Genomic DNA, 13,532 nt, shown 5'->3' on the forward strand with positions numbered 1-13,532 from the left:
ACCAAAGCGGAAGAGTCCCTGCGGCCGCGGTGCCGCCTGGTTTAGGATTTGCCCATCTTCTTCCTGACCGGAGCGTTCGCGCGGGGGGTGCCATGTCGTTCGTTCAAGCGACGCCCGAATTCGTCGAGGCCGCCGCGGGGGACCTGGCCAGGATCGGGTCGACGATCACCTCGGCCAACACCGCCGCGTTGGGTCCGACTTCGGGTGTGCTGGCCCCCGGCGCCGACGAGGTGTCGGCCAGTATCGCCGCACTCTTCGATGCGCACTCCCAGGTCTATCAGGCGCTCAGCGCCCAGGCGACCGCGTTCCACAGCCAGTTCGTCGAGCTGATGAACGGCGGCGCCGCGCACTACGCCTTCGCCGAGGCCGCCAACACCGCGCCGTTGCGGGCCGCGGCGGCCCAGGCGTCGGTGGCCGCGCAGGTACCGGCGGTGAGCGCCGGCGCCGTGGGTACGTCCGCGCCGGCCGCACCCGCGGGACCGCTGGTGGCGGCGGCGGCCCCGGCCGCGGCCGCGGCGCCACCGGTCGCGCCGGCCGGCACGCCGGTTGCGGCGGCTCCGGCGGGATCGGCGACGCTAGCCTCGGCCACCACGCCCGCCGGCGCGGCGCGAGCGGTGACACCGGCCTACGCTGCGGCGAGTTCTCCGGCCACCGTCCAGCCGGCGGCACCGGCGGCATTGCCGGCGTCGGTAGCGACACCGGCCGCCACTCCCGCCGCGGCCCCGCAGGCCGCAGTGCCGCCGCAGACCTCGCCGGCCACCACCATGCCGGTGTCCGCGCGCGCCGCGCCGCACGCCGCGGCCACCGCGCAGCCCGCGACGGGCACGCCGGTCAAGCGGGTGCCGGTGGTGCCCGCCGAACCGAGGTAAGGGCCCGGCGCGGTTTGCGTGTATCGCATTCGCCGCGACTCCTTGAGCGCTAATGTGACACGGATTCCCCAGCAAGCCGAGGAGGGGCATGTGTTAGCGCGCTACCTGAAGGCACAGTTGATCGTTTTGCTGTGCGGCGGCCTGGTCGGACCGATCTTCTTGGTCGTGTACTTCAACCTAGGGCAAGACAACCTGCTGCAGTGGATGTTCTACGTCGGCCTGCTGATCACCGTTGCCGATGTGTTGGTCGCGCTCGCGTTGGCGAACTACGGCGCCAAGTCGTCGGCCAAGGCTGCCGCGCTCGAGCAGAACGGGGTGTTGGCGCTCGCGCAGATCACCGGGATCACCGAAACCGGGACGTGGGTGAACAACCAGCAGGTCGTCAAGGTGCACCTGCACATCGCCGGCCCTGGAATCATGCCGTTCGACAGTGACGACCGGGTGATCGCCAGCGTCACCCGGCTCGGCAACCTCAACGCCCGCAAGGTGGTGGTGCTGGTCAACCCCACCACCAGCGAATACCGGATTGACTGGGAGCGAAGCGCTTTGGTCAACGGCCTGGTGCCCGCGCAGTTCACCGTGGCTGACGACAACAAGACCTACGACCTGAGCGGACAGGCCGGCCCGTTGATGGAGATCCTGCAGATCCTCAAGGCCAACAACGTCGCGCTCAATCAGATGGTCGACATCCGGTCGAACCCGGCTCTGCGCGCCCAGATCCAGGCGGTGGTGCGCCGAGCGGTCGAACAGCAGACCCTGGCGGCGCAACCGGCCCCGGCCGCCGCGGCGCCTGCGGCGGCGGCGGTCGTCACACCACCCGAACCGTCGATCGCCGCGCGGTTGCAAGAACTAATGGACCTGCACGCCAGCGGGGCGCTGACCGACGACGAGTACACCAGCCGGCGCGCGTCGATCATCTCCGAAATCTAGATGCTCGTCCGGCGACGCCGGGTGAATTAGAACACGTTTCAGTTGCGCTGCTAGCCTGACTTGATCTATCGGCGGTCGAAGGGGTTGCACGTGGCTGGACAGGCCGGATCACTGCAGGGGCGGGTCGCATTCATCACCGGGGCCGCCCGCGGGCAGGGACGCTCGCACGCGGTGCGGCTGGCCCGCGAGGGCGCCGACATCATCGCGCTGGACATCTGCGCTCCGGTGTCCGCCAGCGTGACGTACACACCGGCCACCCGCGAAGACCTCGACGAAACCGCCCGCCTGGTGGAGAACGAGGGGCGCAAGATCTTGAGGCGCGAGGTCGACGTCCGCGACGACGCCGCGCTTCGGGAGTTGGTCGCCGACGGGATCGAGCAGTTCGGCCGGCTCGACGTCGTGGTGGCCAACGCGGGGGTGCTGAGCTGGGGCCGCATCTGGGAGCTCACCGACGAGCAGTGGGACACGGTCATCGGGGTCAACCTGACCGGCACCTGGCGCACGCTGCGCGCCACCGTGCCCGCGATGATCGAGGCGGGAAATGGTGGCTCCATCGTCGTGGTCAGCTCGTCGGCGGGCATCAAGGCCACGCCGGGCAACGGCCACTACTCGGCCAGCAAACACGGACTGACGGCGCTCACCAATACCCTCGCCATCGAGCTCGGCGAATTCGGCATCCGGGTCAACTCCATCCATCCGTACTCGGTGGACACCCCGATGATCGAACCCGAGGCGATGATGGAGATTTTCGCCAAGTATCCCAACTTCGTCCACAGCTTTCCGCCAATGCCGGTGCAGCCCAATGGATTCATGGCGGCCGACGAAGTGGCCGATGTGGTGGCGTGGCTTGCCGGCGACGGCTCGGGCACCCTCACCGGCACGCAGATTCCCGTGGACAAGGGCGCCCTGAAGTACTGAGCGGCCATCGTGCTAAGAACTCCACGTGAGCAGTGACGAAAGCGCCAACAACGGGATCGTGATCGTGGGCGGCGGATTGGCCGCCGCGCGCACCGCCGAGCAACTGCGAAAGGCGGAGTATCCCGGGCCCATCACGATCGTCAGCGACGAGGTGCACCTGCCCTACGACCGCCCGCCGCTGTCCAAAGAGGTGCTGCGCAAAGAGGTCGACGACACCGCGCTCAAACCGCGCGAGTGGTACGACGACAACGACATCACGCTGCGGCTGGGGTCGGCCGCGAAGAGTCTGGACGCCGCCGCGCAGACGGTGACTCTGGAGGACGGGACGACGCTGGGCTACGCCGAACTGGTCATCGCCACGGGCCTGGTGCCCCGCCGTATCCCGGCCATCCCGGATCTCGAGGGCATCCGCGTGCTGCGGTCTTTCGACGAAAGCCTGGCGCTGCGCGAGCACGCGTCCGCGGCGCAACGGGCCGTGGTCATCGGCGCCGGCTTCATCGGCTGCGAGGTGGCGGCCAGCCTGCGCAGCCTGGGCGTGGACGTGGTACTGGTGGAGCCGCAGCCCACCCCGCTGGCCGCGGTGCTCGGCGAACAGATCGGGCAGCTGGTCGCGCGGCTGCACCGCGCCGAAGGCGTGGACGTTCGCCTCGGCGTCGGGGTGTCCGAGGTGCGCGGTGACTCACACGTCGAGGCGGTGGTGTTGAGCGACGGCACCGAGCTGCCGGCCGACATCGTCGTGGTCGGCATCGGGTCGCGCCCGGCGACCGAATGGCTCGAAGGCAGCGGAGTCGCGGTCGACAACGGCGTCATCTGCGACGAGGCCGGGCGCACCAGCGCGCCGAACGTATGGGCGCTCGGCGACGTCGCATCCTGGCGCGACGCGACGGGACACCAAGGGCGCGTGGAACATTGGAGCAACGTCGCCGATCAGGCCCGGGCCGTGGTGCCCGCGATGCTGGGCCAGGATGTGCCGCCGGTGGTCGTCGTCCCCTACTTCTGGAGCGACCAATACGACGTCAAGATCCAGTGCCTGGGCGAGCCGGAAGCCGACGACATCGTCCATATCGTCGAGGACGACGGCCGTAAGTTCCTGGCCTACTACGAACGCGACGGGGCGCTGGTCGGGGTGGTCGGCGGCGGGATGCCCGGCAAGGTCATGAAGGCCCGCGCCAAGATCGCCGCGGCCGTGCCCATCGCCGAAATGCTTGGCTGACACGGTCTTTCGTCCGACGGCGGCCGCTGGCACCTAGTCTTCTATTGCCAGTCGACGGGCGGGCCGTGCGGATGACATTCGCCCAGCACCTGCGGAGCGCCCCCCGGCCACACGCGTGCCCGGACCAAGAACTTGATCGATTCGCCCGGCCCGTCCCGCGCGGGCTCCATCGTGAGATGGGCGAACGGCGAGCGCGCATCCGCCCGTCCGGCCAGCGCATCCACGTGCGCGCGCACCGCTGCGCGTTCGTCGGCGGACAGATACTGCCAGGTGATCGAATGCCACAGGACGGTCAGCGCCCCCTCGGCCAATGTCAGGCCGGCGACCGCGTCGGCGGCCGTCCGACGCTCGAGCACGGCCGGGACCCGGCGGGCCACCTCGATGGCACCGCGCAGCCGCGCCAGCCGGGCACCCTGATCGGGCCACACATAGCTCAGCACGGTCATTTCCCCGTCGGCGTCGCCCACGTCGATGGGCGCGATGTCATACCCATGACGCGCCACGATCCGCACGTCGCGCCGGGGCGGCAGCGCGCCGCGCCACGCGTCGGCGATGGTCACCGGCGAGTCGGCCGGCCCCCAGTGGCCGCCGGCGAATTCGTAGCGGTACTGATCTCCACGCAGGTTCAGCCCGGCGCTCGACCCGATCTCGAAAAGCCTTATGGGCAAGCCGAATTCGTGGCTGATGTGCAGCAGTCCGCCGATCAGAGCGGCCGATCGGCCCACCTCGTTGGTCTGCGGTGGCTGGCCGAGCGCGGCGCGCAGCACGTCGACGTGACCGGCGGCGGTGTCCAGGATTTCCGGCCAGGCGGATCGGGCATCCCAGCCGCCCCCGGCACTGGGGTAGAAGCGGCGCAACCGCGCCGCCCGGCCGTCTAGCACCAGCCGGTGCAGCCCGCCGAGCAACCGCAGCGGCACCGCGTCGCGCGACGGCGCGTCCTCGCGCCCGGACAGCACGGTCGCGAAGACCCCGCCGGCTTCGACGTCGCCGGCCACCAACTCGAACAGCTCGCCATACATCGGCGAGCCCGACGAGGCGCAGAACCTGCCCTGTGACCGCAGGGTGTGCACCAGGTGCTCGACCGTCACCTGTCCCACCCGTCGAGTCCCGCGCCGACAATGTCGTAGGCATTGCCCAGGGCGACCGGCAGCGGGACGGATTCGTCGCTCAGCCAGTGTTCGTAGGCAGACAAGGCGACCCCGAGCATCGTCCAGGCGACGGTCTGGGGCGCCAGATCCGTCGCCTTGCAGTCCAGGCGGCGCGCCACGAACCCGGCGATCACCTCGCGCCAGCCCGCATACATCGTCATCGAATACGCTTGCAGCTCAGCGGTTTGCAGGATGACCCGCATGCGCTGGCGGTGCCGGGCCATCTCGGATTCGTCAAAAGTGTTGAACGCCAACAATGCAGCGCGCAGCGCATCGCCCAGGTGCACGTCCGCATCGACGTTGTCGAGCAGATCGCGCAGATGGGCGAGGTGGTTGTCGAAATCGCCCCAGGGGATGGCGTTCTTGGACGCGTAGTACCGGAACAGGGTCCGGCGGGAGATACCTGCGGCCTGAGCGACATCGTCGACGCTCACGTCGGCGAAACCGCGGGCGGTGAACATGTCGATGGCGACGTCGGTGATGTGGTGCGGGGTGGTCGAGCGGCGCCTGCCCACCCGCGGCTGCGGCACCATCGGACCCCGCCCTTCCATTTCGGCACTCGATGCCATATTCTGACGGCGAGTGTGACTCAGATCCCATCGTTGTCAAGACCGGACGAAAGGCAAGGCCCCGTGGACCACGAGACCGAAACTGACCCCCAGCTCGTCATCGAGACGCTGGTCGAAGAGGTGTCCATCGACGGCATGTGCGGGGTCTACTGACCGTGCCCGCGCCCGCGCAGGCTCGGACGGCGACCTCGTTCGATCCTGATCGCGGCTGGCGATTGCACCCGCAGGTGGCGGTTCGGCCGGAACCGTTCGGCGCGCTGCTCTACCACTTCGGCACCCGCAAGCTGTCGTTTCTGAAGAACCGCACCATCCTCACGGTGGTGCAGTCGCTGGCCGACCATCCCGACATCCGGTCCGCCTGCCGCGCGGCCGGTGTCAACGACGCCGCGCAGGCACCGTATCTGCATGCGCTGGGTGTGCTCGTCGAATCCAACATGCTGGTGCCCAGGGAGGATGATCAATGACAACAGCGGCCCCTGTACCCCGGCTGATCGAGCAGTTCGAGCATGGGCTCGACGCGCCGATCTGCCTCACCTGGGAGCTGACGTATGCCTGCAATCTGGCCTGCGTGCACTGCCTGTCGTCGTCGGGCAAGCGGGACCCGCGAGAGCTGTCCACCCGTCAATGCATGGATATCATCGATGAGCTGGAACGCATGCAGGTGTTCTACGTCAACATCGGTGGTGGGGAACCCACTGTGCGTCCGGACTTTTGGGAACTGGTCGACTACGCGACCGAACATCATGTCGGCGTGAAGTTCTCCACCAACGGCGTCCGGATCACGCCCGAGGTCGCCGCGCGGCTGGCTGCCAGCGACTACGTCGACGTGCAGATCTCGCTGGACGGCGCCACCGCCGAGGTTAACGACGCCGTCCGCGGACCCGGATCATTCGACATGGCGGTGCGCGCGCTGGAAAACCTTGCCGACGCCGGTTTCTCCGACGCCAAGATCTCCGTTGTCGTCACCCGGCACAACGTCAACCAGCTCGACGAATTCGCCGCGCTGGCAAGCCGATACGGCGCCACGCTGCGGATCACCCGGCTCCGCCCGTCCGGGCGTGGCGCGGATGTCTGGGAAGAGCTGCACCCCACCGCCGATCAGCAGGTTCAGCTGTATGACTGGCTGGTCGCCAAGGGCGAGCGGGTGCTCACCGGCGACTCGTTCTTCCACCTCGCTCCGCTCGGCCAATCCGGCGCCCTGGCCGGTCTGAACATGTGCGGCGCGGGCCGCGTCGTCTGCCTGATCGACCCGGTCGGCGACGTCTACGCCTGCCCATTCGCCATCCACGACCGTTTCCTGGCCGGAAATGTGTTGAAGGACGGCGGTTTTGACAACGTCTGGAAAAACGCCCCGCTGTTCCGCGAGTTGCGCGAGCCCCAGTCGGCGGGCGCCTGCGGCAGCTGCGGGCACTACGACAGCTGCCGGGGTGGATGCATGGCCGCCAAATTCTTCACCGGCCTGCCGCTGGAAGGACCGGACCCCGAATGCGTCCAGGGCCACAGCGCAACGGCGCTGGCGCACGACCGCGAGACGCCGCGTCCCCGCGCCGATCACTCCCGCGGCAAGCGCATCCGCCAACCGGTGCCGCTCACGCTGTCCCTGCGGCCGCCGGCCGTCACGCCGGCAGCGCCGCCGGCCCGCATGTGTAACGAAAGCCCGGTGTAGCAATGGCCGACGCATGGTTCGAAACCGTCGCCATCGCGCAGCAACGCGCTAAGCGGCGGCTGCCGAAATCGGCCTATTCGTCGCTGATTTCGGCCAGCGAAAAGGGAGTCACGGTCTCCGACAACGTGGCAGCCTTCAGCGAACTCGGATTCGCGCCGCACGTGATCGGTGCGCAGGAGAAGCGTGACCTGTCGACCAGCGTTATGGGACAAGACATTTCGCTGCCCGTCCTGATCTCACCGACCGGCGTGCAGGCGGTGCACCCCGACGGGGAGGTCGCCGTGGCGCGAGCCGCCGCGGCCCGCGGCACCGCCATGGGACTGTCGTCGTTCGCCAGCAAGCCGATCGAAGAGGTCATCGCGGCCAACCCCAAAGTGTTCTTCCAGGTCTACTGGCTGGGTGACCGCGACGCGATCGCCGCGCGGGTCGAGCGCGCCCGCGCAGCCGGAGCGGTGGGGCTGATCGTCACCACCGACTGGAGCTTCTCGCACGGCCGGGACTGGGGCAGCCCGTCGATCCCGGAGAAGATGGACTTCAAGACCATCGTCAAAATGAGCCCGGAGGTCATCACCAAGCCGCGGTGGTTCCTGCAGTGGGCGAAGACCATGCGGCCGCCGGAGCTGCGGGTGCCCAACCAGGGCCGTCGCGGCGAGCTTGGCCCCCCTTTCTTCCAGGCGTACGGGGAGTGGATGGGCACCCCGCCGCCGACCTGGGAGGACATCGCCTGGCTTCGCGAACTGTGGGGCGGGCCGTTCATGCTCAAGGGCGTGATGCGCGTCGATGACGCCAAAAGGGCGGTGGATGCCGGGGTTTCGGCGATTTCGGTCTCGAATCACGGGGGCAACAATCTGGATGGCACGCCGGCCTCGATCCGTGCACTGCCCGCGGTGGCGGCAGCCGTCGGCGATCAGATCGAGGTGCTGCTCGACGGCGGGGTCCGGCGCGGGAGTGACGTCGTCAAGGCCGTCGCGTTGGGAGCGCGCGCGGTGATGATCGGCCGCGCCTACCTGTGGGGGCTGGCCGCGGCCGGCCAACCGGGTGTGGAAAACGTTCTCGACATCTTGCGGGGCGGCATCGACTCGGCGCTGATGGGTCTGGGGCTGTCCTCGGTTCACGACCTCGGGCCCGACCACATCCTGGTGCCCCCCGGATTCACCCGGGCGCTGGGCGTGCCCTCGGGCGGCGCGTAGCCAAAGCCTGGCCATCCCGGGCGGAGATATCCGGATTAAGTGACGCTTGCGCAAATCGTGATACGGGCGGGGTAACCGTGACGGACGAGCCCACGATTCGAACGCCAGGTGAACGGCCCAGAAAAAAAGTTTTTTTCAGGCTCCAACAATTGGTGCACGCCAGGTGAATTCGTCCTACCATCACCGAGTGTCCGTACTCGGCGACTTGGGATCCGCGACGTCGAGCCAGCTGTCAAGCATGTCGGCTTCGGTATTGGTTCCGCTGGGGTCGACCGAACAACACGGTCCGCATCTGCCACTGGACACCGACACCCGGATCGCGACGGCGGTCGCCGGCGGCGCTGCACCGCGCCTTGGACACGATTGGCTGGTGGCACCCGCCATCGCCTATGGCGCCAGCGGCGAGCACCAAAGTTTCGCCGGAACGATCTCGCTCGGCACCGAGGCGTTGACGCTGCTGCTGGTCGAGTACGGCAGGTCAGCGGCTGCCTGGGCCCGGCGCCTGGTCTTCGTCAACGGCCACGGCGGCAACGTCACGGCGTGCAGCCGGGCGGTGGCCCAGTTGCGCACCGAGGGCCGCGACGTCGGCTGGTCCCCCTGCCTGACCTCCGGCGGCGACGCCCACGCCGGCCATACCGAAACATCACTGTTGCTGCACATCTCGCCGGCCGACGTCCGGACCGGCCAGTGGGTGGCAGGCAACACCGCGCCCCTGCCCGAACTGCTCGGGTCGATGCGCCGTGGGGGAGTCGCGGCCGTCAGCCCGGTCGGCGTGCTGGGCGACCCGACCACCGCTACCGCCGCCGAGGGCAAGCGGATCTTCACCGAGATGGTCGACGGGTGTGTCCGTCGAGTCATCCGGTGGCGACCCGGGCCGGACGGGATGCTGACGTGACGGCGCCCCGGTTGCCGAACGGGTTCGCCGTTCAGGTCGACCGCCGCGTGCGGGTGCTCGGCGACGGCTCGGCGCTGCTCGGCGGTTCGCCGACCCGGCTGCTCAAGTTGGCCCCCGCCGCGCAGGACATGCTCTCGGATGGCCGGCTGAAGGTGCGCGACGACCTCAGCGCCCAACTCGCCCGCACGCTGCTGGACGCCACGGTGGCGCATCCGCGCCCCGCTGGTGGCCCGTCGCACCACGACGTGACGGTGGTAATTCCGGTGCGGGACAACCTTTCTGGAGTGCGCCGCTTGGTCAGCTCATTACGTGGCCTGCGCGTCGTCGTGGTGGACGACGGCTCGTTTCCTCCGGTCGAACCGGAAGACTTCGTCGGCGCGCACTGCGACATCGAGGTGCTGCGCCACCACCGCAGCAAGGGCCCGGCGGCCGCCCGCAACACCGGGCTGGGGACGTGCCGGACGGACTTTGTCGCGTTCCTGGACTCCGACGTCGCACCGCGCCGGGGCTGGCTGGAGGCCCTGCTCGGTCACTTCTGCGATCCCACGGTCGGCCTGGTCGCGCCCCGCATCGTCGGCCTGTCGCACAACGAGAACGTGGTGGCGCGTTACGAGGCGGTGCACTCCTCGCTCGACCTCGGTGAGCGCGAGGCGCCGGTTCTGCCGCACAGCACGGTGTCCTACGTGCCCAGCGCGGCGATCATCTGCCGGTGCTCGGCGATCCGGGGGGTCGGCGGGTTCGACGAGACCCTACAGTCCGGCGAGGACGTCGACCTGTGCTGGCGGCTCATCGAGGCCGGCGCTCGGCTGCGCTACGAGCCGATCGCCATGGTCGCTCACGACCACCGCACCGAGTTGCGGGATTGGCTTGCGCGCAAAGCCTTTTACGGTGGCTCGGCGGCCCCGCTTTCGGTACGCCACCCGGACAAGACGGCGCCGGTGGTGATTTCCGGCTGGGCGCTGATGACCTGGATCCTGATGGCGTTCGGGTCCACCCTGTCGCGGCTGGTGTCCGTCGTCTTCGCCGTGCTGACCGGTCACCGGATCGCGCGGGCGATGCGCAGCGCGGAGACGTCGATGGCCGATGTCGCGATGATCGCGGGCCGCGGCCTGTGGTCGGCGGCGTTGCAGCTGGCGTCGGCGCTGTGCCGGCACTACTGGCCGCTGGCGTTGCTGGCCGCGGCCATGTCGCGTCACTTCAGGCGGGTCGTTCTGGTCGCGGCCGTCATGGACGGGGTGGTCGACTGGCTTCGCCGCCGCGACGCCATCAGCGACGATGTCGAACCGATCGGGCTGCCGACCTACCTGGTGCTCAAACGCGTCGACGACCTGGCGTACGGGCTCGGGTTGTGGTGGGGTGTGCTACGGGAGCGCAACGCGCGCGCCCTGAAGCCCCAGATCCGGAGTTAACCACCACCTTGACCACAGCCGCCTCGCACAGCGATGTGCTGATCGTCGGCGCCGACAGTGCAGGATCGGTTGTTGCGGAACGCCTTTCCGCCGATCCGCGGCGCACGGTGACGGTCCTCGAGGCGGGACCGGCGCTCGACGACCCGGGACTGCTGGCCCAGACCGCCAACGGGTTGCAGTTGCCGATCGGGGTCGGCAGTCCGCTGGTCCAGCGCTATCAGACCCGCCTCACCGACGAACCCGCCCGCCAGCATCCTCTGGTGCGCGGGGCGACGGTGGGCGGATCGGGCGCCATCAACGGCGGCTACTTCTGCCGCGGGTTGCCGCGCGACTTCGATCGCATCGCGATCGAGGGCTGGGGATGGTCCGACGTCCTGAACAGCTTCCGCGCCATCGAGACCGACCTGGACTTCGTTGGTCCCGCCCACGGCGACAGCGGTCCCATCCAGGTGCGCCGCACGCACGAAATGACCGGGACCACTGAGCGATTCATCGCCGCCGCCGAGCGGGCCGGATTCGGCTGGATCGCCGACCTCAATGACACTGCGCCAAAGCAGGTTTCGGGTATAGGCGCCGTCCCGCTCAATATCGTCGACGGTGTGCGGCGCGGCCCGGGCGCGGGCTACCTGATCCCGGCTCTGAGCCGGCCGAACCTGAACCTGCGTGCGCGGACCCGGGCCGCCCGGCTACGTTTCGCCGGCACGGTTGCGGTCGGCGCCGACGCGATCGGTCCAGGCGGACGGATGACCATGACCGCCGACCGGATCGTGTTGTGCGCCGGCTCTATTGAAACGGCCCGGCTACTCATGGCCTCGGGTATCGGCGACGAACCGATGCTGACCGGCGTGGGGGTGCCGGTGGTGGTGCCGCTGCCGGTGGGCGCGTCGTTCAGTGACCATGCCGAGTGGGTGCTGCCCACTGATTGGACGGTGGCGCCCGGACGGCCGGTGCTCGAGGTGGTGCTGAGCACGGCCGACGATCTCGAGATCAGGCCTTACACGGGCGGATTCGTGGCGATGACCGGTGACGGCACTGCCGGCCATGCCGACTGGCCCCACATCGGGGTGGCGCTGATGCAGCCACGCGCGCGCGGGCGCATGACCTTGGTCTCGGCCGATCCCGACGTGGCGCCGCGAATCGAACACCGCTACGACAGCGAGCCCGAAGACGTCGTGGCGCTGCGCCGCGGCAGCGAGCTGGCCCGCGAATTGTCCGACGGCACAATCGATGCCGCGGCGGCCATCTGGTCGACGTCTCAACACCTTTGCGGCACCGCGCCGATGGGCACCGACGACGACCCGCACGCCGTCGTCGACTCCCGCTGCCGCGTGCTCGGCATTGACAACCTGTGGGTGATCGACGGCTCGATCCTCCCGGTGATCACCAGCCGCGGCCCGCACGCCACGATCGTGATGATCGGGCACCGGGCCGCGGAATTCGTGCAGTGACGCGACAGCGGGTGCCGCACCGGCCGTAGCTGGGGACCGTCGCGACCGGGAGCCCACACTCCGATCGCCCGAAGCTGTCGCCGACGCCGATCGCGTCAGTACGCTGGCCAGATCGGACGAGGGTTTCGACATGCGGTGCGCCTCCTCGGAACGCGCAAAGTTTCGAGACCAATAGTCTTGTAGGCAGGCCAATAGTCCCGTGTTGAAACAGGAGGTGGGTCACAATTCCCGCCGAGACGTCCGACCCGCGCCCCGCGAGGTCGCGGGCCAGGCTGCTGGAAGCCGCTGTCACCCTGTTGCGTGCCGGGGGTCCCAGCGCGGTGACCGTCGACGCCGTCACCCGCACCGCCAACGTGGCCAGGGCGACCCTGTATCGCCACTTCCCAAGCGGCAACGATTTACTGGCAGCCGCTTTCAACAGCCTGATCCCGGCGTCGCCCACCCCGCCGGCCGAGGGTTCGCTGCGCGACCGTCTGGTCGCGGTTGTGCTGGCCCAAGCCGAATCCGTGGCGCAGGCGCCCACCCTCATGACCGCCATGTCCTGGCTGGCGCTGGGACGCGATCTGGAGGGCCTACCCGAGCCGCGGCGCAGCGGTAACGCCGACAGCGCGGCGATCACCACCCTGCGTGAGCGCATCGCCCAGCAGTACGCGGAGCCCTTCGACGCCATCTTCGACAGCCCCGAGGCCGCCGAGCTGGGGGAAGTGGACCGGTCGCGGGCGATCGCCCTGCTCATCGGCCCGCTGGTGCTGGGCCGCCTGTCCACGCTGCCCGATTTCGACTACCGCCAGTGCGCGCTGGCCGCCGTCGACGGCTTCTTACATGTGCAGTGCGGCAGAGCCGGCACGGCCGACGTCGAATCGGCGGGGGCGTAAGCGTCCCGCTGCCCGCCGCCTCGACCCGCCTGACCAGTGCGTTTACGCTCCGGTGCTACCGTCCTCGAGTCGGGTGCGGTGGATTCGGCCCGAGATCGCGGCCGAATTTTGTCGGGGCACGATCTTCAGGCATACTGTTCAGGTTGCCTTGAGCCGGGTTTGCGCCTGGTCGGGCATACGACCAGCGTCCAAACGGGCGCGTCCGGTCCCATCCTTTGAGAGCGACGAATTTCGATCGCGGATGAGGCTGCGTGAGGGTGACACACCCGACCGCGGGGGCCGGTGGACCACGACAGGTAAACAGCGGCGCAGTATCCGGCGCAACGCTCGATCGGCCCAGAGTTGGCCGGACCGATCGGCGCGCCGGTGGCACCAGGCCCGGATTCGGGCCTCAACAGGAGT

14 protein-coding genes are annotated in these 13,532 nt (G+C 69.1%); 12 read left to right on the forward strand and 2 right to left on the reverse strand.

Annotated features, from left to right (window positions below; translation table 11 throughout):
* Nucleotides 1-92: 92 nt before the first annotated feature.
* The 4 genes from A5753_RS01525 (at nucleotide 93) to A5753_RS01540 (ending at nucleotide 3,930) form a co-directional block, all read left to right on the forward strand.
* Nucleotides 93-869, forward strand: coding sequence for a PE family protein (locus A5753_RS01525; RefSeq protein WP_067122461.1), 777 nt, complete (start codon nucleotides 93-95; stop codon nucleotides 867-869).
* 90 nt (nucleotides 870-959) lie between these two features.
* Entirely contained in the window at nucleotides 960-1,799 is an 840-nt protein-coding gene (locus A5753_RS01530; RefSeq protein WP_067122600.1) for an SHOCT domain-containing protein, read from the forward strand.
* 90 nt (nucleotides 1,800-1,889) lie between these two features.
* The gene (locus tag A5753_RS01535; RefSeq protein ID WP_067122465.1) at nucleotides 1,890-2,717 is read left to right on the forward strand and encodes a mycofactocin-coupled SDR family oxidoreductase; all 828 of its coding nucleotides are present in this window, start codon (nucleotides 1,890-1,892) and stop codon (nucleotides 2,715-2,717) included.
* A 25-nt stretch (nucleotides 2,718-2,742) separates the two neighbouring features.
* Nucleotides 2,743-3,930 carry an NAD(P)/FAD-dependent oxidoreductase gene (locus A5753_RS01540; RefSeq protein WP_067122467.1) on the forward strand — a complete coding sequence of 396 codons (1,188 nt, stop codon included), beginning with the start codon at nucleotides 2,743-2,745 and terminating at the stop codon, nucleotides 3,928-3,930.
* Between the two features lie 41 nt (nucleotides 3,931-3,971).
* Here A5753_RS01540 and A5753_RS01545 read toward each other — a convergent pair whose 3' ends face one another.
* A complete protein-coding gene (locus A5753_RS01545) occupies nucleotides 3,972-5,018 on the reverse strand; it encodes a DUF2332 domain-containing protein (RefSeq protein WP_067122603.1) in 1,047 nt (348 codons plus the stop codon).
* The gene (gene mftR / locus A5753_RS01550; RefSeq protein WP_067122470.1) at nucleotides 5,015-5,611 is read right to left on the reverse strand and encodes a mycofactocin system transcriptional regulator; all 597 of its coding nucleotides are present in this window, start codon (nucleotides 5,609-5,611) and stop codon (nucleotides 5,015-5,017) included. Before mftR ends, A5753_RS01545 begins: the two co-directional genes overlap by 4 nt.
* A gap of 99 nt (nucleotides 5,612-5,710) precedes the next feature.
* Here mftR and mftA point away from each other — a divergent pair, with 99 nt between their 5' ends.
* The 8 genes from mftA to A5753_RS01590 all read left to right on the forward strand — a co-directional run bounded on the left by mftA (nucleotide 5,711) and on the right by A5753_RS01590 (nucleotide 13,130).
* A complete protein-coding gene (mftA, locus tag A5753_RS01555; RefSeq protein ID WP_067122473.1) occupies nucleotides 5,711-5,800 on the forward strand; it encodes a mycofactocin precursor MftA in 90 nt (29 codons plus the stop codon).
* Nucleotides 5,785-6,111, forward strand: coding sequence for a mycofactocin biosynthesis chaperone MftB (mftB, locus tag A5753_RS01560; RefSeq protein ID WP_197694548.1), 327 nt, complete (start codon nucleotides 5,785-5,787; stop codon nucleotides 6,109-6,111). Before mftA ends, mftB begins: the two co-directional genes overlap by 16 nt.
* Entirely contained in the window at nucleotides 6,108-7,313 is a 1,206-nt protein-coding gene (mftC, locus tag A5753_RS01565; protein ID WP_067122480.1) for a mycofactocin radical SAM maturase, read from the forward strand. Before mftB ends, mftC begins: the two co-directional genes overlap by 4 nt.
* Before the next feature lie 2 nt (nucleotides 7,314-7,315).
* Nucleotides 7,316-8,503 (forward strand): pre-mycofactocin synthase MftD, encoded by a 1,188-nt coding sequence (mftD, locus tag A5753_RS01570; RefSeq protein WP_067122483.1) that lies wholly within the window; start codon nucleotides 7,316-7,318, stop codon nucleotides 8,501-8,503.
* Between the two features lie 163 nt (nucleotides 8,504-8,666).
* The gene (gene mftE / locus A5753_RS01575; protein ID WP_067122486.1) at nucleotides 8,667-9,398 is read left to right on the forward strand and encodes a mycofactocin biosynthesis peptidyl-dipeptidase MftE; all 732 of its coding nucleotides are present in this window, start codon (nucleotides 8,667-8,669) and stop codon (nucleotides 9,396-9,398) included.
* On the forward strand, nucleotides 9,395-10,807 hold the full coding sequence (mftF, locus tag A5753_RS01580; RefSeq protein WP_067122489.1) for a mycofactocin biosynthesis glycosyltransferase MftF: 1,413 nt from the start codon (nucleotides 9,395-9,397) through the stop codon (nucleotides 10,805-10,807). Before mftE ends, mftF begins: the two co-directional genes overlap by 4 nt.
* Before the next feature lie 8 nt (nucleotides 10,808-10,815).
* Nucleotides 10,816-12,255, forward strand: a complete 1,440-nt coding sequence (mftG, locus tag A5753_RS01585; RefSeq protein WP_067122492.1) for a mycofactocin system GMC family oxidoreductase MftG — start codon at nucleotides 10,816-10,818, stop codon at nucleotides 12,253-12,255.
* A 275-nt stretch (nucleotides 12,256-12,530) separates the two neighbouring features.
* Complete coding sequence (locus A5753_RS01590) at nucleotides 12,531-13,130, forward strand: TetR/AcrR family transcriptional regulator (RefSeq protein WP_197694549.1); 600 nt, start codon at nucleotides 12,531-12,533, stop codon at nucleotides 13,128-13,130.
* Nucleotides 13,131-13,532 lie beyond the last annotated feature (402 nt).

The organism is Mycobacterium sp. 852002-51971_SCH5477799-a (assembly GCF_001667145.1).
Lineage (GTDB): Bacteria > Actinomycetota > Actinomycetes > Mycobacteriales > Mycobacteriaceae > Mycobacterium.

Coding starts and splice junctions, on each gene's coding strand:
- mftD (WP_067122483.1), top strand. CDS start 7,316: ATGGCCGACGCATGGTTCGAAACCGTCGCCATCGCGCAGCAACGCGCT.
- mftC (WP_067122480.1), top strand. CDS start 6,108: ATGACAACAGCGGCCCCTGTACCCCGGCTGATCGAGCAGTTCGAGCAT.
- mftR (WP_067122470.1), bottom strand. CDS start 5,611: ATGGTGCCGCAGCCGCGGGTGGGCAGGCGCCGCTCGACCACCCCGCAC.
- A5753_RS01525 (WP_067122461.1), top strand. CDS start 93: ATGTCGTTCGTTCAAGCGACGCCCGAATTCGTCGAGGCCGCCGCGGGG.